13 protein-coding genes are annotated in these 18,222 nt (G+C 52.4%); 4 read left to right on the forward strand and 9 right to left on the reverse strand.

Annotated elements, in window-relative coordinates:
* The coding region (locus tag UCI88_RS09400) for a bile acid:sodium symporter family protein (RefSeq protein ID WP_330024182.1) at positions 1 to 1,005 on the forward strand (1,005 nt) is incomplete at its 5' end.
* A 118-nt stretch (positions 1,006 to 1,123) separates the two neighbouring features.
* Here the strand turns inward: UCI88_RS09400 and UCI88_RS09405 are convergent.
* The 9 genes from UCI88_RS09405 to UCI88_RS09445 form a co-directional block, all read right to left on the reverse strand.
* Entirely contained in the window at positions 1,124 to 1,750 is a 627-nt protein-coding gene (locus UCI88_RS09405; protein WP_256179628.1) for a hypothetical protein, read from the reverse strand.
* A gap of 19 nt (positions 1,751 to 1,769) precedes the next feature.
* The gene (locus UCI88_RS09410) at positions 1,770 to 2,657 is read right to left on the reverse strand and encodes a radical SAM protein (RefSeq protein ID WP_256179629.1); all 888 of its coding nucleotides are present in this window, start codon (positions 2,655 to 2,657) and stop codon (positions 1,770 to 1,772) included.
* A 71-nt stretch (positions 2,658 to 2,728) separates the two neighbouring features.
* Positions 2,729 to 3,637: a DMT family transporter gene (locus UCI88_RS09415; protein ID WP_044505343.1), complete on the reverse strand. Its 909-nt coding sequence runs from the start codon at positions 3,635 to 3,637 to the stop codon at positions 2,729 to 2,731.
* 136 nt (positions 3,638 to 3,773) lie between these two features.
* Positions 3,774 to 8,336, reverse strand: coding sequence for a glutamate synthase large subunit (gene gltB, locus UCI88_RS09420; protein WP_256179630.1), 4,563 nt, complete (start codon positions 8,334 to 8,336; stop codon positions 3,774 to 3,776).
* 187 nt (positions 8,337 to 8,523) lie between these two features.
* Positions 8,524 to 9,204: a uracil-DNA glycosylase gene (locus UCI88_RS09425; RefSeq protein WP_256179631.1), complete on the reverse strand. Its 681-nt coding sequence runs from the start codon at positions 9,202 to 9,204 to the stop codon at positions 8,524 to 8,526.
* A gap of 15 nt (positions 9,205 to 9,219) precedes the next feature.
* The gene (locus UCI88_RS09430) at positions 9,220 to 10,830 is read right to left on the reverse strand and encodes an ArnT family glycosyltransferase (RefSeq protein WP_044505346.1); all 1,611 of its coding nucleotides are present in this window, start codon (positions 10,828 to 10,830) and stop codon (positions 9,220 to 9,222) included.
* Positions 10,831 to 10,839: 9 nt separating this feature from the next.
* On the reverse strand, positions 10,840 to 12,399 hold the full coding sequence (locus UCI88_RS09435) for an ArnT family glycosyltransferase (RefSeq protein ID WP_256179632.1): 1,560 nt from the start codon (positions 12,397 to 12,399) through the stop codon (positions 10,840 to 10,842).
* The gene (locus UCI88_RS09440) at positions 12,396 to 12,989 is read right to left on the reverse strand and encodes a DedA family protein (protein WP_044505348.1); all 594 of its coding nucleotides are present in this window, start codon (positions 12,987 to 12,989) and stop codon (positions 12,396 to 12,398) included. Before UCI88_RS09440 ends, UCI88_RS09435 begins: the two co-directional genes overlap by 4 nt.
* Before the next feature lie 88 nt (positions 12,990 to 13,077).
* On the reverse strand, positions 13,078 to 14,034 hold the full coding sequence (locus UCI88_RS09445) for a hypothetical protein (protein ID WP_044505349.1): 957 nt from the start codon (positions 14,032 to 14,034) through the stop codon (positions 13,078 to 13,080).
* A gap of 415 nt (positions 14,035 to 14,449) precedes the next feature.
* On the opposite strand from UCI88_RS09445, the gene UCI88_RS09450 reads away from it, so the two are divergent.
* The 3 genes from UCI88_RS09450 to UCI88_RS09460 all read left to right on the forward strand — a co-directional run bounded on the left by UCI88_RS09450 (position 14,450) and on the right by UCI88_RS09460 (position 18,128).
* The gene (locus UCI88_RS09450; RefSeq protein WP_256179633.1) at positions 14,450 to 15,169 is read left to right on the forward strand and encodes an MgtC/SapB family protein; all 720 of its coding nucleotides are present in this window, start codon (positions 14,450 to 14,452) and stop codon (positions 15,167 to 15,169) included.
* A gap of 145 nt (positions 15,170 to 15,314) precedes the next feature.
* Entirely contained in the window at positions 15,315 to 16,583 is a 1,269-nt protein-coding gene (locus UCI88_RS09455) for a pyridoxal phosphate-dependent aminotransferase (RefSeq protein WP_256179634.1), read from the forward strand.
* 501 nt (positions 16,584 to 17,084) lie between these two features.
* Positions 17,085 to 18,128: an ADP-ribosylglycohydrolase family protein gene (locus UCI88_RS09460; RefSeq protein ID WP_287770420.1), complete on the forward strand. Its 1,044-nt coding sequence runs from the start codon at positions 17,085 to 17,087 to the stop codon at positions 18,126 to 18,128.
* Positions 18,129 to 18,222: the final 94 nt, after the last annotated feature.

Here is an 18,222-nt window from a genome sequence, read left to right on the forward strand (position 1 = left end):
ACTATGATGGATTTCATCGGAAAATTAAGCGGTTTTGTTGGGAAGAATTTAACGTATATCGTCCTCGTCGTCGTTGTGGCAGCTTACTTTATGCCCAGTGCCTTTTTATGGGCCGTGCCGCATACGGTCCTCCTCTTGGGGGTCATCATGTTCGGCATGGGCATGACCCTTCATGCCAGCGACTTTAAATTGATCCTCCAGCGGCCGAAGGAAGTTCTCGTCGGTTGTACCGCTCATTATACGATCATGCCCCTCTTGGCGTATGGCCTGGTCCTGGCCTTTGAAATGCCGCCTGAAATCGCCGTCGGCATGATTCTCCTCGGGTCTTGTCCGAGTGGTACGGCGTCGAACGTCATGGGCTTCTTGGCGAAAGCTGACGTTCCTTTGTCCGTTTCCATTACGACCTGCTCGACCTTGTTGGCGCCGATCATGATGCCTTTTATCGTTTGGGGCCTCGCCGGTCAGTGGGTTGAAGTCTCCTTTGCCGCCATGGCCATGACGGTTATGAAAGTTATCTTAGTTCCCCTGGTTTTAGGTCTTTTGGCTCATCGTCTCATGGGGGAAAAGCATATCGCTTCTTTATCGAAGGTATTGGTCCTTGTTTCAGCCTTTGGCGTTTTGGTCATCGTCGGCGGCGTCATCGCTATCAATGGTGCTAAGATTTTAGATATGGGCATCTTCATCATCCTCATGGTTCTCCTCCATAACCTCGGCGGTTTCCTCTTAGGTTATGTCGTTACGGGTAAATTGGGACTCGGGAAAAAGCAGCAGCATTCCGTTACTTTGGAAGTCGGAATGCAGAACGATGCCCTGGCCATTTCCTTAGTATCGGTATTCTTTGCCCCGGCTGTCGCCATTCCGGCTGCTGTCGGAGCCGCCATCCATCAAGTAACGGGATCTATCTTGGCGGGAATCTTTGCCCGTCATATGGAAGCTCGGGAACAGAAACAACGTGAGGCCATCAAGGCGCAGGCCGTCATGGATGCCGTACCGGGAAATCATTAGGTGGCAGGGTCATCGTTGTACGAAAAAAAAGCACCATTCTCTATGAGGGAATGGTGCTTTGTGCTGCCAATCAGAAATTTTCAAAAGATATGAACTTTTTAAGCCCCAGAGGGCATGCTTAAATCGACTGCGGGAAGGTGTTGGTCAGAATTTTCGCACCTCCGTCAGTCGTTTTGGTTTGCAGTCCCGGAATGGTATTGCCCGTCGTTTCGAGGTCCGTCGGAATGCGTTTATACGGGAGCTTTCGTAAGATCCGGGTCATGGCCGGATAGAGGACGTCGTCGGGATTGTTTAGAATCGACGTCGATTCGATGTCGTAGCCGCTGTCGGAATAGCTGCTCATGCGGTCGGTGCGCTTGTCGTAGGCATAGACTGTCAGACGGTAGCGGTATTCGGTATACGTTTCGCCGCCGTCGCGGAAGCGATAGCTTCCCATGAACTGACGCCAGTACCAGGTCTGTACGACCGGGACCAGGACGACATCGGCGTTATACTGCCTGGAAATTGCCCGCAGATTTTCTTCGGTTACGTCCGAAGGAGACAGGATGGCTGACGATTCGATGCGGTCCCAATAGGGGATGCGGAAAGGCTGTATCAAGGCCCGTTTCATATATCGGGCTGCGTAATTGTCCTGCGTCGTATCGGCGATGACGACGGTACGCATATTGTCGAAGCGAACGTTGTCGGCATTGACGACCGTAAGGGTCAGCAGGAAGAACAGGAGAAGGAGAAATATTTTTTTCATGAAGGCACCTCCCGTCAGATTAGAAATTGCCGTTATCGTTTAAGAGGGGACGCGTATCGTCGGCTTGTGGAATATATTGTTCCAAGGCGGCCAACATCTTTTCCTTGTCCATGGGCAGGGTGCCGCCGACGGGGAAGAGGTTCGATACGTGATTGCTGCGGAAGATACAGGGATTGGTCATTTCCGTATGGCGCAGGATCATGTCCAATTCTTTGAGGAATCCCCGGGCCGTAAGGGGCGTGAATTTACCGCTTATGACATCGTCGTAGAGGGGGACTTCATGGGGAATGATGAGGGACAAGGCGCTGAGCATGGTCGGGTTGATGGCCGAGACGACTTTGGCCGTATGGAGGGCATGCTCTTTTGTCCGTTCCTGACCGCCGAGGCCGAGGAGAATCATCGTCGACAGCTTCATGCCGGCGGCTAAGGCTTTTTTGCCGGCTTCGATGGTAAGGTCTGCCGTCGTTCCCTTGTCGACATAGGTCAGGACGTCGTCGTCACCGCTTTCGATACCCATGTATACGATGGCAAGGCCCGCTTCGCGGAGGCGCTTCAATTCTTCCGGCGTCTTGCGGATTAAATCGGCCGGCGTCGCATAGGCGCCGATACGGGTGAGCTTGGGGAACTTTTCGTAGCATTTTTCCATGATGGCGACTAGGGTATCGGTCGGCAGCACCAGGGCATCGCCGTCAGCCAGGAAGATGCGCCGAATAAAAGGCAGGGCTTCAGCACCGCGTTCGATGATCCCTTCGATTTCTTCGAGGGGACGGATGCGGAATTTCGAGGCTTTATACATATTGCAGAAACGACAGGTATTATGGGAACAGCCGATGGTTACGCGCAGGATAAAGCTGCGGGCTTCACTGGGCGGACGAAAAACGAGGCCGCCGGCGTCGTCAATGATCATATAAATCACACCTTTCAAAAGAAAGCAGATAGATTATCAATACATGGTCTATTATACACGAAAAATACGTATTACGAAATAGACTCAGCCGGCGTTTTTTTCTGCAGGATGATGATGAATACCGTTGCGATGATGCAGGCGTAGCCGACGAGTTCGACGGGATGGAAGGTCGTTCCCAGGACGAGGGCTGAGGTCACCGAAGCGATGACCGGTTCCAAGGTTCCTATTAAGGTAGCCTTCATGGGGCCGATTTCACTGATGCCGGTGACAAAGGCCGTAAAGGAAATGGCCGTCCCGACGATGACAATGAAGGCTACGGCAAACCAGCCCATAGCGTCGAGGGCCGGCCAGTGGGTCCAAACCTGTGTCGACAGGCCTAAGACGATACTGCCGGTAATCATGCCCAGGCCGTTGGTGATGAGGGCACCCCAGTGGGCGGCCAGGCCTTGAGATAAAACGGGATAGGCGACACCGGCGACGGCGCCCATGAGGCCCCAGGTCAGGCCAAGGGGCGAGAGGACCATCGTCGACGGGTTGCCCTGGGTTGCTGATAAGTAGACGCCGCCAAAGGCCAGGAAGACCGAGATGATTTCTCTCGTCGTCGGCCGCTTATGGAAGCGAACGGCTAAGTAGAAGGACATAAAGACGACGCAGAGGGTCTGCAGGACCGTCGCCGTGCCGGCGTTGGAATTTTTTATGGCTGATAAATAGGAAAATTGGCTTAGGGTGAGACCGAAAATCGCAAAAATGACCAAATGCCGCAGACTGATCGGGTCATGCAGCATCTGTCGAATTAAATGGCTTTTTTTCGGTATGACCATGAACGTTAGGAGAAGGCCGGCCAGAGCCATGCGAATCGATGCTACCCATGAGGGTTCTACGGGATAATTGGAGAGCAAAAACTGACTGGCGACGCCGTTAACGCCCCACGTCACTGCTCCGATGACACAAGCTATGATACCATGCTGCGTTTTGGTCATGCTAAGACCTCCTTTGCCGTGTATATTATCCTTTAAGTATACACGAGAGCTAATAGCGGGGCAAGGGGAGTCCGATTCCCGCAAGGGAGGTGCATATGGGCATAGAAAAAAGAGCTGCTGAGGCAGCTCTTTTTTCTTATTTCTTGCCATTTTTCCCATGTTTCTTTTCAAAGGCAATCATATGGGCTTCTTCGTCGGAATGGCCGTCGGCCTTGGCCTTTTCGATGAGGGAAACCATTTCTTCATAGGCTTCGGGAATGACTTTGGTCAAGTGATTTACCGTGTCATCCCAATTTTCCAGGAGAATATGGCCTAAGTTACTGTCCGTGTAGCGGACGTGTTTTTCAAGCATCATCTTGACGGCTTCTTTTTCGGATTCATCGGCCAGTGGTTCCAATTTTACTAAGTCGGTGTTGCATTTTTGCGGGTCTAAGTCGTAGATATAGGCGATGCCGCCGGACATGCCGGCTGCAAAGTTGTGTCCCGTCTGACCGAGGATGAGGACCCGGCCTCCGGTCATATATTCACAGCCGTGGTTGCCGACGCCTTCGACGACGGCGTCGATACCGCTGTTGCGGACGCAGAACCGTTCGCCGGCCGTGCCGTTGATGTAGGCTTCACCAGCGGTCGCTCCATAAAAGGCGACGTTGCCGATGATGATGTTGTCTTCTGCCGGGAATACCGATTCCCGCGGCGGCGATACGATGATTTTCCCGCCGGAGAGTCCCTTACCCAGGTAGTCGTTGGCATCGCCTTCGAGGGTTAAGGTCAGCCCATGAGGAATAAAGGCGCCGAAACTCTGGCCGGCTGAACCGACGAAGGACAAGGCAATCGTATCTTCCGGGAGGCCTTTTTCACCATAGGCTTTGGTGATTTCACTGCCGAGGATGGTCCCTGTGACGCGGTCCGTATTCTTGATGCGCAGGCGGGCCCGGATATGCTTCTGCTGTTCCAAGGCCGGTCGGCACATGCGGACCAGTTTGGACATATCGAGGGTCGTGTTGATTTTATGGTCTTGAGGCGTCGTGAAGTGATGGCCTACGGAAGCATCCGTATACGGCCGGTACAGGAGGTTCTTTAAATTGACTGTCCGGGCCTTCCAGTGGCTTATATGATCCCGCTGTTTTAAGCAGTCGTAGCGGCCAATCATTTCTTCTACTGTATGGAAGCCCAGGCGGGCCATGATTTCTCGGAGATCTTCGGCGACGAAATGCATGAAGTTGATAATGTATTCCGGTTTGCCTTTAAAGCGTTTGCGCAGTTTTTCGTCTTGTGTGCAGACGCCGTACGGGCAGGTGTTGAGGTGGCAGACGCGAAGCATGTGGCAGCCGATGGCAAGTAAAGGTGCCGTGCCGAAGCCGAAGCGTTCGGCGCCGAATAAGGCGGCAATGGCGACGTCACGGCCGGTGAGGAGCTTTCCGTCTACTTCTAAGGTGACACGATCTCGCAGACTGTTTAGGAGGAGGGTCTGCTGGACTTCGGCCAAACCGATTTCCCAGGGCAGGCCGGCATGGCGCAGGCTCGTCCGCGGTGAGGCTCCGGTACCGCCATCGTAGCCGCTGACGACGATGGAATCGGCCTTGGCCTTGACGACGCCGGCAGAAATGGTGCCGATGCCGGCGCCGGACGTCAGTTTTACGCCGATGGACGCATGGCGATTGGCATTCTTCAAATCGAAGATGAGTTCGGCCAAGTCTTCAATGGAGTAGATGTCGTGATGAGGCGGTGGTGAAATGAGGGCGACGCCCGTCGTGGCGTGACGAGTTTTGGCGATGTCCGGGTAGACTTTATTTCCCGGCAGATGGCCGCCTTCCCCCGGTTTTGCCCCTTGGGAGCATTTGATCTGGAGCTCGTCGGCATGGATGAGGTAGTCGCTGGTGACGCCGAATCGGGCCGAAGCGACCTGCTTGATGCCGTCGTTCTTTTCGGTATGGAAGCGGGCGGCATCTTCGCCGCCTTCGCCGGTATTGCTCATGCTGCCGAGGCGGTTCATAGCCGTGGCGATGCATTCGTGGGCTTCTTTGCTGAGGGCGCCGTAACTCATGGCGCCGGTGCGGAAGCGCTTGACGATGGAATCGGCCGATTCGACTTCTTCGATAGGGATGCTGCAGCCGGCAGGATATTCAAATTCGAGGAGGTCGCGCAGGCGGAAAATCGTCTCTCTGTTGACATGAGAGGCGTACTTTTTATACGTGGCATAGTCATTGGTCTGGACGGCTTTCTGCAAAAGCTGTACCGTTTCCGGGTCGATGATATGGGGCTGGCCGCCTTTGTGGTATTGGTAGAAATCACCGCGGTCTAAGGCATCCCCCGAGTGGTAGGCTTCTTTATGGCGCAAGGCGTTTTCGGCTGCGATTTCGGAAATTCCCAGGCCTTCGATGGGCGACGGGGTGTTGCAGAAATACTTGTCGATGAGGTCGCGGCTGATGCCGACGGCTTCAAAAATCTGGGCGCCGTGATAGCTGTGGATGGTTGAAATCCCCATCTTAGACATGACGGCTAAGATGCCTTTTACGGAGGCGTCGATATAGTTTTGCCGGGCCTGTTCATAATCGAGGCGGGGCAGCTTTTTGCCGGCAATCAGTTCTTTAATCGATTCTAAGGCGATGTAAGGATTGATGGCCGTAATGCCATAGCCGATGAGGGTGCAGAAGTGATGGACTTCCCGCGGTTCTCCTGATTCCAGGACGAGTCCGACGTCGGAACGGACGGCTTTGTCGATGAGGTAGTGGTGCAAAGCTGCCGACGCCAAGAGGGCCGGAATGGCGGCCATGCGGGAGTTGATGCCTCGGTCCGATAGGACCAGAATATTGGCCCCGTTTTTGATGGCCTTCAAGGCGTCGATACATAGCGATTCGATGGCTGTTTCCATGCCTTCAGCCCCATTGTTTACGGGATAGAGCATGGATAAGGTGGCTGTGTGGAGCTTGGGCGTCATGAGCGACTTGATGACGGCCAGCTGTTCATTGGTCAGAATGGGCGTCTTTAAGTACAACGCTGCCGTCGAGGCTTCATTGGGCTCCATGATATTGGCTACGTTGCCGACCATGATCGATGACGACATGACCGTCTTTTCGCGGACGCCGTCGATGGCCGGATTGGTGACTTGGGCGAAATTTTCTTTAAAATAGTCATATAAGAGTTGGGGCCTGTCGTTCAGGACGGCCAGGGGAACGTCGACACCCATGGAGTCGATGGCATGGTGTCCGTCGCGGGCCATGGGCAGGATGACCTTGTCCATGTCTTCTTGAGTATAGCCGAATACTTTTTCCTGTTCCTTTAAATCGTAAGGGATGATGGCTTCACTGTGGGGAAGCGCCTGGGTATCCATGAGGTCGTCGAGGTCGGTAATATGTTCTTTGTACCAGTCGGCATAAGGCTGTTCGGATGCGATTTCGTGCTTTATTTCATCGTCGCCGATGATGCGTTGTTTTTTCGTATCGACGAGGAGCATCTTACCCGGTTCGAGGCGACCTTTATAAAGGATGTCTTCCGGTGGGACCGTGACGACGCCGACTTCAGAACTGACGATAACCCGGTCATCGCGGGTGACATAGTAGCGCCCCGGCCGCAGGCCGTTTCGGTCGAGCATGCCGCCGATGACCGTGCCGTCGCAGAAGCCGATAGCTGCCGGTCCGTCCCAGGGTTCGAGCATGAAGTTGTGGTAGCGGTAGAAGTCGCGTTTTTCGGGGCTCATCAAGGGATCCCGTTCCCACGGTTCCGGAATCATCATCATCATGGCGTGGGGCAGGGAATGGCCGGTCATGTAGAGGTATTCCAGGCAGTTATCGAACATGGAAGAATCGCTGCCCGTGTCATCGACGACGGGAAATACCTTTTCCAAATCCGGGAAGAAGGCCGACTTCGATTTGCCTTCGCGGGCATTGAGCCAGTTGATGTTTCCCTGAATCGTGTTGATTTCTCCGTTGTGGACGATATAGCGGTTCGGATGAGCTCTGGCCCAGCTGGGGAAGGTATTGGTGCTGAAGCGCGAGTGGATGAGGGCCATGGATGTGATGAAGTCCAGGTCCGACAAATCGAGGAAGAAGTGGCGCAGCTGCACCGATGTCAGCATGCCTTTATAGACGATGGTCTTCGACGACAGGCTGGCGATATAGAAATCCGTTCCCTGTTCCTGACTTTTGGGAACGATGGCTTTTTCGGCTAATTTTCGGATGACGTATAGTTTCCGTTCGAAGTCCATCTGGGTCTTCATGGCCGGGTCTTTGCGAATAAAGACTTGCAGAAAATGGGGACACGTTTTTTTGGCGATATTGCCGATCAGGCTTTCGTCGACAGGGACGTCGCGCCAACCGAGGATAGAAAGGCCTTCGGCACGGACGATGTCTTCAAAGGCATCCATTTGTTCCTTACGAAATGTTTTATAACGATGTGCAAAAATCATGCCGACGCCATAGTCGCCCTCGTCGGGCAACGAAAAGCCGAGGACGTCACATTCGCGGCAGAAGAATTGGTGCGGTATCTGAACTAAGATGCCGGCGCCGTCACCGCTGTTGGCATCGGCCCCTTCGGCGCCGCGATGGCGGAGATTTTCTAAAATCGTAAGGGCGTCGTCGATGATGCTGTATGATTTTATCCCCTTTATATTGGCAACGATGCCGATGCCGCAGGCATCGTGTTCGTATGACGGATCATACAGGCCTTGCGGCTCTGGCAAATCACGCATTTTTTTATTCATAGCCAAGTCCCCCTTTGCGTATATAAAAACGAGCCGTCACTGTATGAGAGAGGGCTCGTGGATACTGTGGTGCACTTATGATTATAGACGATTTATAGGGGCGATGCAATGACTTTTTTGAATGTATGAACAAAAATACCGATAATTTTAATGTAAAAATCGAATTTATCGTTATTTTTAAAAGATATTAAAGAGAGAAACGTGAAAACTGATTTCTAAAGAGAGAGGCACCGCCATTGGCCGGATGACGCATGGCGACTGCCGGAATGCCGGCGGCTTCCAGCGTTTCTGACGACTTTCGGCCGATGGCAGCAACGCGGATGTCCGGCCGGCAGAGGTTGAGCAAGGCTTTGGCATAAGAAAGACCGGCCGCCAGTTCGGCATCGCTCGGTGTGCGGTTGGAGAAGGGCGACTTTTTATGAGGATGGAAGGGGAAGATGTTCCACAGCAGCACATCCTTAGGATCAATCCCGTTGTCGACGATGGCGCCCCAAACATAGGTGTCGGTCGGCTCGTTCATGCCCTTTTCCTGCTGAGGTCGACTGGTCATGAAAGTGCAGTCCGGACGGCTCGTGCGCTCGCCGCGACGGCCGAGGATGATGGCTGAGGATATCTGTTTATGCTCATCGAGGAGCATCCGTTCACAGGTGATGGGGATTCCCGTAAAGCGGCAGCCCTGGTAACCGGCAGCTTCGGCAATGAGTAAAATGCGGGCGCGGCTCAGGCGGGGTTCCAAGTAATCCTGAAGCTGGCGGCAGCGGATATCCGGCGCTTCCGGACCGATGTCGCACTGTTCGTCGTAGTCTGACCAGGGGTTGAAGACGTCCGGTTCATGGTAAGCGCAAAGTGACTGGATAAGATTTTTCATGATACTCCTTTTTGGCTATGGTGCCGGCGTAAAGATATAGTACGAGCCGACTTGGCCCGTTTCATGAGTCAAGGGGAAGAAGTCCGATGCCAGATAATCTCGGTAGCGGCTCTTGGGAACGATGATGGTCAGGGCCTGATGGGTTTTCAGGCGGTTGATGACCGAAGCTTCTTCTTCTGTCGGGTAGAGATGCTTTTTAGACCAGACTTCATCGCGCTTAAGACGGGCATTTTCATCGTATGATGCCGGCGCTGTCCAGATGGCTGTTTTCCCTGTGTAATAAGGATAAGAGGTCCGGTATTCTTCAAAGAAGTAGGCCTGCCCCGAGATGTTTGCCGTAATCAAGTTTTTCGCTGAACGGTACTGATAAAAGGGGGTCAAAACCTGGAAGGTTACCATAAGGTAGGTGACGGCTGTCAGCGCCGTGATGAAAATCGGCAGGGCGATGTAAGCCTTCTGCCACCAGGCGATGAGAATCAGGACGGCCATGACGGCGATGAAGACGGTCAGTATCGTGAGGCTGTCGACGGGGAAAGGAGCTTTATCGGTAAAGAAGGTCAAGGAGGCAAACAGCAGACCGAAAAGCAGAGTCGGAATGATGACCGTGAGCCACAGACGATGACTGTCTCTTTCGTGGAAAGAATCGATGGCCCAAGCCCCGAGATAGAGTAAAGGCCAATTGGCGATATAGGCATAGGTCGGGTATTTCGTGGCCGCGAGGCTGTAGCATAAAATCGTTCCGACAGCCCAAAGGGCCATGAAAACGTAGGTATCGTCATGACGGCGGCGCTTCCATAGGCCGTACAGGCAGGGGCCGGTCCAGGGCAGGAGACTGACCGGGACGAGAACCAGATAATAGTACCAGACGTCGTATTCCGGATGTTCCGATACGGTGGCCCGTGTGACGTTGTTAAAGCCCAAGAAACCGTCGATGAAATCCTTTCCGTGTATACTGTACATCGAACCGTACCAGCTCAGACAGAGCAGTAGGAAGAGGATGATGCCGACCGGTGGGAAGAGACGCTTGGCGTAGGCTGCCTTTTGCTGAACAAGAGCAAAAATCAGGAGAAATAAACCGGGCAGGACGAGACCGACAGGACCCTTGGTGAGAACCGCGCCGGCAGCCATGACGTAGGCGGCGATCACGTAGTTCTTTTTGGCTTCTGTCAGGCCGATATACGCAAAAAATAAGGTGGCTCCGCTAAAGAAATAGAGCGGCTGATCGGTGATGACGGATCGGCTGATGAGCCAAAATATCAGGGACGTCGCCGTCATGGCTGAAAAGAGAAGGGCCGTTGCCGTCCGCCCGGTTTGCCGCAGGGCGAACCAGGCGCCCAGTGTGCAGGACATGGCCCCGAACAGGACGGCCGGCAGGCGGGACGCAAAGTCCGTGGCTCCGAAGATGCTGTAGGACAGGCTCAGGAGCCAGTAGAGAAAAATAGGCTTGTCGTACCAATAGGTGCCGTAAATCTGCGGCGAAATCCAGTTGCCGCTGCGGACCATCTCGAGGGCTGTCAGGGCGTAATTGGATTCGACCGGGTCGGTGACGGCCAGTGTCGATATCCCGGCAGCCAGAAACAGAAAGGTTGCTGCAAAGACGAGCGTGAGCAGGGATGACTGTTTCATGAGTACCTCCTAAGGATGATTGATGAGGATGACTTGTGACGGCGTTTCTCCGGCAATGCCGAAGTGGTCGATCAACGGTTTTGAGCGGGCCAGCTTATGGAAGGTCGCTTTAGTCATGATGAGGAAAATCTTATCGTTCTGCGTAAGCAGGGATTCCAGTTCCGGATTTTTTACAGGGTCCCATTCTTCCCCGTACATCCCGCTGTAGTATGTAATGCCCGGGCGGAGAAATTTTTCAACGTATAATTGGGAGTGGCCGTCGTAGACGTCAGGCAGGATTTGGGCTGTATCATAAGACGTGACATAGCTTTTTAGTTGGGGGATTACGTGTCCGAAAATGCCCCAGGAGAAGCAGATCATGGTGACTGCGGCGACAATAAAGGATGCTCGGAAGCGTCGGTGCCATAAAAAGTACGTCGGCAGAAAGAGGGCGGCGGCAAGACCAATCGATACCCAGACGATGGCCGGGCGGAAGAATTCAGCGCCGGGGCTTAAGGGAAGGGCGTTGCAGGCGAGCAGCAAGAGGCCCAGGACATAGGAGGCGGCCAGAAGGGCACGGGGAAAGGTGCGTTCAATATAAGACCGATACCAATACCAGCCGATGAGATACGCCGTCGGCGGAAACATGGGAGCGATATAGGTGACGAGCTGAGTCTTTGAAAAGGAGAAAAAGAGGAAGATGAACCCGGCCCATACGAAACAGAATTGGAGCGCGTCGCGAAAGGGGTCCCTCTTTTTAAACAGCCGCCGAAGGGCCGGGACGAGATAGACCGTCCAAGGCATCATAGCGGCCAATAAGACCGGAATAAAGAAAACCAGGCTGTTCTGACCGGGGTGTTCCGGGGCGGCAAAGCGGGTGAGGTTGTGATAGCCGATGAAGGTGTCTAAGAAGACTTCACCGTGAACCTTGTACATGAGGACGTACCAAGGCAGGCCGACGGCAAAGGCTAAGAGAATGCCCTGGGGAATCTTCATTTCTTTGAGCAGCGTCCATTGCCGGGTCCAGGCGATATAAATCAGCATGATGAGGGCCGGAAAGGCGTATCCTACCGGGCCCTTGACCAACAGCGACAGGCCGCAGAAGAGATAAGCTGTATAATACTTTTTCCGGTAAAAGGACATCATGGCGACGGTCAAGGTCAGGATCAGGGTCATGTCGGTGACGGCAGCCTTGCCGATATACATGAAACCGAAGCTTGTTACCAGGAGCAGTGCCGATAAGGCGGCAATGGGCTTATTGAAAATGTCGCGACCGGCAGCATAGACGTAGATCGTCGTTGCCATGGCGGCCAGGGCGCTGGGCAGACGGGAGGCGAAGTCCGTAGCTCCGAATAGGCTGTATGAAATCATTTCCAGCCAGTAAAAGAAAGGCGGCTTATCATACCAATAATTGCCGAATATGCGGGGCGAGAGCCAGTCTCCGGCAGCCAGCATTTCTCTGGCCGTTTCCCCGTATACGGGTTCATCCGGATTCATGAGAGGTACCGCACCTAAAAATGGCAGCAAAATGATTGCTGCCACCAAGGCGACGATAAGGCCGTAGCGATTGTCATATAGCCATTGTTTCATGCGGCATTTCTCCGGCGGCGCTTATGCCAGAAATAGACGACCGCTGCGATGACGCAGACGACGGCGATGACGATGAGGAAGATGTGGTTGTACTGGATGAGATCGCGCCAATGACTGCCGAGGAGCGAGCCGGCCCATACGAGGAGCAGCGTCCAGGGGATGGTGCCGATGATGGTGAAAATCGTGAATTTCCAGAAGGGATAACGAGCGATACCGGCCGGGAACGAGATAAAGGTCCGGACGCCGGGCAGGCAGCGGCAAATGAGGACGGCAGCACCGCCGTACTTATTGAACATGTTTTCTGCCATTTGGAATTTGTGCTCGTTAAAGAAGATGTACTTGCCGTATTTTAAGAGCAGGGGACGGCCGCCGTACGAGCCGAGCCAGTAGCTTAAGACAGAGCCGACGAGGCCGGCCAGACAGGCGACGATGAAGGTCGTCCAAAAAGAGAAAATTTGCTGAGAAATGAGAAACCCGGCGAAACCCAGTACGACTTCACTGGGGATGGGGATGTTGGCATTTTCTAAGACCATAGCGACGAAAAGGGCGATATAGCCATACGATTCCATGAGTTGTAATAGCGTATCCAATGAGGCACTCTCCTTAGGGTGACTAAAAAAATAAACTTTACGATATATAATAGCATAGATGGTCTGTGCGGGCTAGTAATTATGCGAATTAACCCTTGCTTTTAAAGCATGATAGGTGGAGCAGTGCGTATCGGCAAAGGAGATAACTGTAAACGACCAGGATGAGGACGGTCAATAAGGTTTTCAACCACGAGGCAGCCGCCAGGGGATGGAGAAACCAGGCTGTATGAAGGATAATCGGTTCGCTGATGAAGAACAAGCCGTATCCCAGTCGATGAAGGGTATGCGACCACGGGCGATGGCCGTTGAAATACCGATGAAAGAAGGCTGTCAGTCCCAAAATGGCTGTCATGGGAAGGGCGGCGGACAAGAAGGCTGTCATCCAGGGATTTGCCGGGAGCGTACCGTTCAGCATCAGACTATTGCCAATCAGGATGACGATAAAGGCGATGAATATTCCCAGTGAAGGCTGGTAGCCATTGGCTGTAAACCAGCGGCTGCGAAAGGCCTGAAGTCCCATGATAAAGGAAAATGTAGACAGAATCAGCCAGTCGGGCCGGATGACAGCGATGAAGGGAATGATCAGCGACTGCGGCAGGAAGAGTCGACAGCCGTATAAGGCCGCTGCTAATAAGAGAAAAAACAACGTCAGAAAAGGAATGGAAGGAGGCGCGAGCTTTCGCTGCTGCAGGAAACTGTGAGCGCCCCGTTTTACCAGGCTCAATAAGGCAAATAACAACAGCAGCCAGGCCAAGGCCCAAGAGACGATAGGGAGGGTGCCGGTCACTATTTTTTCTTCAATACCAAAGAGAACCAGTACGATGAGGGGCAGGCCCAAGCGGTGCCATCGATCTTTGAGAAAGAATGTAATCGTACGTATCCGAAGTTTTGAGGCTCCGAAATAGGCACTGATAAAAAAGATGACGGCAATGGCAATGGTCGTACTTCCTTCATAAAAGACGGTTCCCAATGGCAGCAATAGGGCAGCCAGGGTCAATATAATCGATAAGCTGCGCAGGTTATCGAAATAAATGAGTCGATTCATAGTTCAGACCTTCTTTCTTCTCGGCAGTAAAAACGAAGCGCTTGTTTCAAACTGCTTCTATATACTATAGTGATATTATAACGTTTTCTTAACGGATGTAAAAAATATTCTGAAAATAACTTTCTTTTCGGATTTGGAATAGGCCTGACGAAGGAACCTAGATATGATACACTGTTGGAAGAAGCCTGTGCTGACGCTCGGTGACTTCTTTACTGTCATCCGTATCCGATCAGGGTGACTTTGCCCTGATTCCGGAGCGAGTCACATCCTTTTGGTTTGATGCCATCGGCGTAAGGCCTCATTCTATGATGAATGAAGGGCAGGATGACAATATTTATGTTTCTATGGACTCATCATACCATAGTTATGAGGTATTGACAGATAAAAATAATGTTTTGAAAGAAGTGAAGTACTTATGATTTCTACAGAAGACAGCATTATCCGCTTGGTAATCTCCCTTATCCTGGGTGCCATCATCGGTTATGAACGGCAGTCCCAAAGTAAGTCGGCCGGGCTTCGAACCCATACGCTGGTGTGCGTCGGTTCTTGTCTGTGTATGATTATTTCAATCAATGTCGCCATGGAGTATTTTTTTGAGTTCGGTTACCGCAATGCCGATCCCGGGCGTATTGCCGCCCAGGTCGTATCGGGTGTCGGCTTTATCGGTGCCGGGACGATTTTAGCGAATCAGAAAGAACGCAGTGTCCGCGGGCTTACAACGGCAGCCGGCATTTGGGCCGTATCGGCTATCGGCCTTGTCGTCGGTGCCGGATATCTGGTGGTAGCGATTGTGGCGACGGCGCTTATCTTTTTGGTCCTGACCGTCTTCGTCCGCTTAGATGCCCGACTGGAAGGGCAGTTCCGGAAAAAATACATCATGCATGTCGTCATGAAAAACAATATCGACCAAGCCCGGAGACTGTCCCATTTTGTCAGCGACCATCAGCTCCATATTAAAAAGTTCCACAATTACAGTGACGATGAGGCTCCCCTTTCGGAAATAGAGTTGGAATTGACGGCCCTGTCCCATGTGGATGCGCCGGAAATCATCAGTGAGCTCTTGGCGGTGAAGGGAATCAAGGAAGCCGATTTTTATGCCGATGACGGTCAGAAAAAAGCCCTTGTCGGTCCTTAGAGATACTGTATACAATATACTTCATGTGTATACAGTATTTTGCGCCCTTTTCTATATAAAAATAGCCCTTCCGGTGCTATAATGCAGAGCGTTGGAACCTTTAGATGTGCTAAAGGGGTAATGGATAGAGAGAGGGGTTTTTACTATGACGATTATGGCAGCAGCAAGTAGAGAAGGAAAGGTTTTGCGCGACGTCGTATTTTCCGCCAGTGCCGCCGCCCGGGAAGCGGCCGCTCGGTATGGGGCAGAGCGCGTCGTGAATGCAGCTATCGGCTGTTATGCCGGTGATGATGAGAAACTGGCCTGTCTGCCCGTCGTAGAAGAAATCTACCGCGCCTTGCCAATGCGCGATTTTATCACCTATGCGCCGCCTTTGGGCTTAGAGTCTTATCGTCAAGGGGCCATTGACGAAGCCTTTGAAGACTGCCGTCCGCAAGGGTATGCCGATGCCGTGGCAACGGCCGGCGGTACCGGAGCGATTCACATTGCTATCGCCAACTATTCTGAAGTGGGTGACGTCGTCCTTACGACGAACTGGCGCTGGAATATTTATGATGCCTTGTGCCAGGAAATCGGCCGTCGGCTCCGGCCTTTTTCCATGATTGATTCAGAAGGGCATTTTAATATTTCTGCTTTTTCAGAAGCTGTATCACAGGCCTTTGAACAACAAGACTCGCTGCTGATCATTCTCAACACGCCGGCTAATAACCCGACGGGCTTTGCCTTGTCCGACGAAGAATGGAATCAGGTTCTCGACGTCTGTCGCTTCCATGAAAAGAGCGGAAAACGACTGAGTCTGCTCGTTGATATCGCCTACATTGCCTATGCCGGTGAAAAGAATAAAGTGCGCTCCTTTATGCAGCAGTTCTCGAACCTCCCGGCCCATATTTTTTCGATGTTTGCTTTCAGCATGTCGAAAGGCTATACCCTGTACGGTCAGCGGGCCGGAGCCCTTATCGGCGTGTCGTCCAGCAAGGCTGTTATCGATGAATTTGCCGACCTCGGAAAGTATTCAGCCAGGACAGCCTGGTCCAATGTCAACCGGGCGGCCATGACGCTGCTGACGGAAATACGAGGCGATAAATCACTGAAAGCCCGCCTCGATGCCGAACGCCTGGCTTTTGCCGATAAGCTTCACCGCCGCGGAGCCATCTTCGTTGAGGAAGCCCGACGCTGCGGTCTGCAGCACGTTCCCTATCAAGGCGGCTTCTTCATTTCCGTTCCGACGGATCAATCGACTGCCCTTTGTCAGGCCCTTCAAGAGGATCTTATCTTTGCTGTTCCTTTAGCCGAAGGCGTGCGCCTGGGCATTTGTTCCATTGCCGAAAGCAAGATGAAGGGATTGGCAGGGAGAATCAAGAAGGCTGTCGATGGGCTTGAGGGAATGAATAACCTCTCCATGGCCGGTAAATAATTTTTTACAATAAAAGACAAAAGGATGACCAAAATTTTTGTGTTGGTCATCCTTTTCATTTGCAAAATTCTCTCAGAACCTGTATAATGTAAGTATAAATTTATAATTATATACTATTTATATGAAGTTGTAAAGATTGTGAGTAGAACGGGTAATGGACGGGGTCCTCTCTACAGAGGGCAGCGTTATTGGCACGGCATATGGAACATCGGAGCAACTTTTTTTATTCCATATGGAGCAAAGTTCAAGCATAGGCAGAGGCCCTTGAGCTGCGTGTGACTTTATAAATTGAGAAAGGTGGGACAACTGCTGCTGCCTCTGCAGACATAGATCGGAAGACCGCGTCCGTGTAAGGATTGGCAAGTCTTTTCACTTCGGGGGAAACAACTGCATATGGAGGATACATCTGCCTTCGTTGCGAACATCTTGTTATAGGACAAAAGCTCTCCTGTATTCTGTGTTTTAGCAGCAGTGAGCTGCATGAATGGATTGAATCGATTTATGGGTTGTATGTTGGGCGGAGCCGTCGGCGATGCCTTGGGCTTTGTCATTGGTAAAGACGATTTAAAGACGATTCATAAGAAGTACGGCCCTTATGGATTGCGCACGGTGCTAAAGTCGGCAAAGAACGGCAATAAGAGTATCATTTCGGATGATACACAGCTTTCCTTATTTACGGCTGACGGGATGCTGTGGGCCGATCACGACGGACTGGAACCGACGGAAGGTTTGTACCGCTCTTATATGCGCTGGTACTATACGCAGACGGAGCGCATCATCCGCCCGGAACAGGAAAAATGGATGAATCGCCAGTCCCATGAAGTCGCACTGGAATACGACATGATGGGGGAACAGGCTTTATTTGCCCGCCGCTCTCCCGGGAAAACTTGTTTGACGGCCTTGGCGTCAGGGAAAAAATTGTCCCGTGATGAAACCATCAATCACAGCAGCGGCAACAGTACGGTCATGCGGGCAGCTCCTATCGGGCTCTTTTATGAAGGCGATCCGGAGAAGGCCTTTTTTGTCGGCTCTCAGGCTGCCAGTCTGACGCACGGCAATCCCAAAGCATTTCTGTCGACGGCAACGATAAGCGCCATCATCGCTTCTTTGGCAGTGGGCAAGGATATTAGTACGGCTCTCGGCGGGGCCCTCCATATTCTGCAGCGTGAGCCAGAGGGGACGCGTCTTTTGAAATTGCTCCTGCGATCTATTGATGAAGCGGTTACCGACCGTAATCCCGTCCGGTCTATGAAGAAAATCGGTCTCGGGAAAAAAGCCGATGAGGCTTTAGCTTTGTCCATTTACTGCGTACTCAAGACGGGAACCTTGAAAGAAGCGGTCCTCATGGCCTGCAACCAGGACGGCGACAGCGATACCTGCGGGGCTATCTGCGGGAACATTATGGGGACCATCTTTGGCGATAAGGCTATCCCCAAGAGCTGGAGCTGCAATTTGGAATGCGATGTCTTGATTCGGAGATTGTCGCAGTGCCTTTATGAACACAATCGGCTGCAGCAAGTTGCAAGTGAAGCTGTCAGCCACTGATATTTCTTCTGAAGGCTTTTTTTCTTGACATTATGTGTGCATCCCATATAATGAGATTATTATTCTTGGCGTCGTGATGATGCCGGATCGGGGG

It is taken from the genome of Megasphaera massiliensis (assembly GCF_036305205.1).
Taxonomy (GTDB): Bacteria; Bacillota; Negativicutes; order Veillonellales; family Megasphaeraceae; genus Megasphaera; species Megasphaera massiliensis.

Excerpts from the sequence above, each read along its gene's own strand:
- UCI88_RS09405 (WP_256179628.1), bottom strand. The coding sequence starts at position 1,750 with ATGAAAAAAATATTTCTCCTTCTCCTGTTCTTCCTGCTGACCCTTACG.
- UCI88_RS09410 (WP_256179629.1), bottom strand. The coding sequence starts at position 2,657 with ATGATCATTGACGACGCCGGCGGCCTCGTTTTTCGTCCGCCCAGTGAA.
- UCI88_RS09415 (WP_044505343.1), bottom strand. The coding sequence starts at position 3,637 with ATGACCAAAACGCAGCATGGTATCATAGCTTGTGTCATCGGAGCAGTG.
- gltB (WP_256179630.1), bottom strand. The coding sequence starts at position 8,336 with ATGAATAAAAAAATGCGTGATTTGCCAGAGCCGCAAGGCCTGTATGAT.
- UCI88_RS09425 (WP_256179631.1), bottom strand. The coding sequence starts at position 9,204 with ATGAAAAATCTTATCCAGTCACTTTGCGCTTACCATGAACCGGACGTC.
- UCI88_RS09430 (WP_044505346.1), bottom strand. The coding sequence starts at position 10,830 with ATGAAACAGTCATCCCTGCTCACGCTCGTCTTTGCAGCAACCTTTCTG.
- UCI88_RS09435 (WP_256179632.1), bottom strand. The coding sequence starts at position 12,399 with ATGAAACAATGGCTATATGACAATCGCTACGGCCTTATCGTCGCCTTG.
- UCI88_RS09445 (WP_044505349.1), bottom strand. The coding sequence starts at position 14,034 with ATGAATCGACTCATTTATTTCGATAACCTGCGCAGCTTATCGATTATA.
- UCI88_RS09450 (WP_256179633.1), top strand. The coding sequence starts at position 14,450 with ATGATTTCTACAGAAGACAGCATTATCCGCTTGGTAATCTCCCTTATC.
- UCI88_RS09455 (WP_256179634.1), top strand. The coding sequence starts at position 15,315 with ATGACGATTATGGCAGCAGCAAGTAGAGAAGGAAAGGTTTTGCGCGAC.
- UCI88_RS09460 (WP_287770420.1), top strand. The coding sequence starts at position 17,085 with ATGGGTTGTATGTTGGGCGGAGCCGTCGGCGATGCCTTGGGCTTTGTC.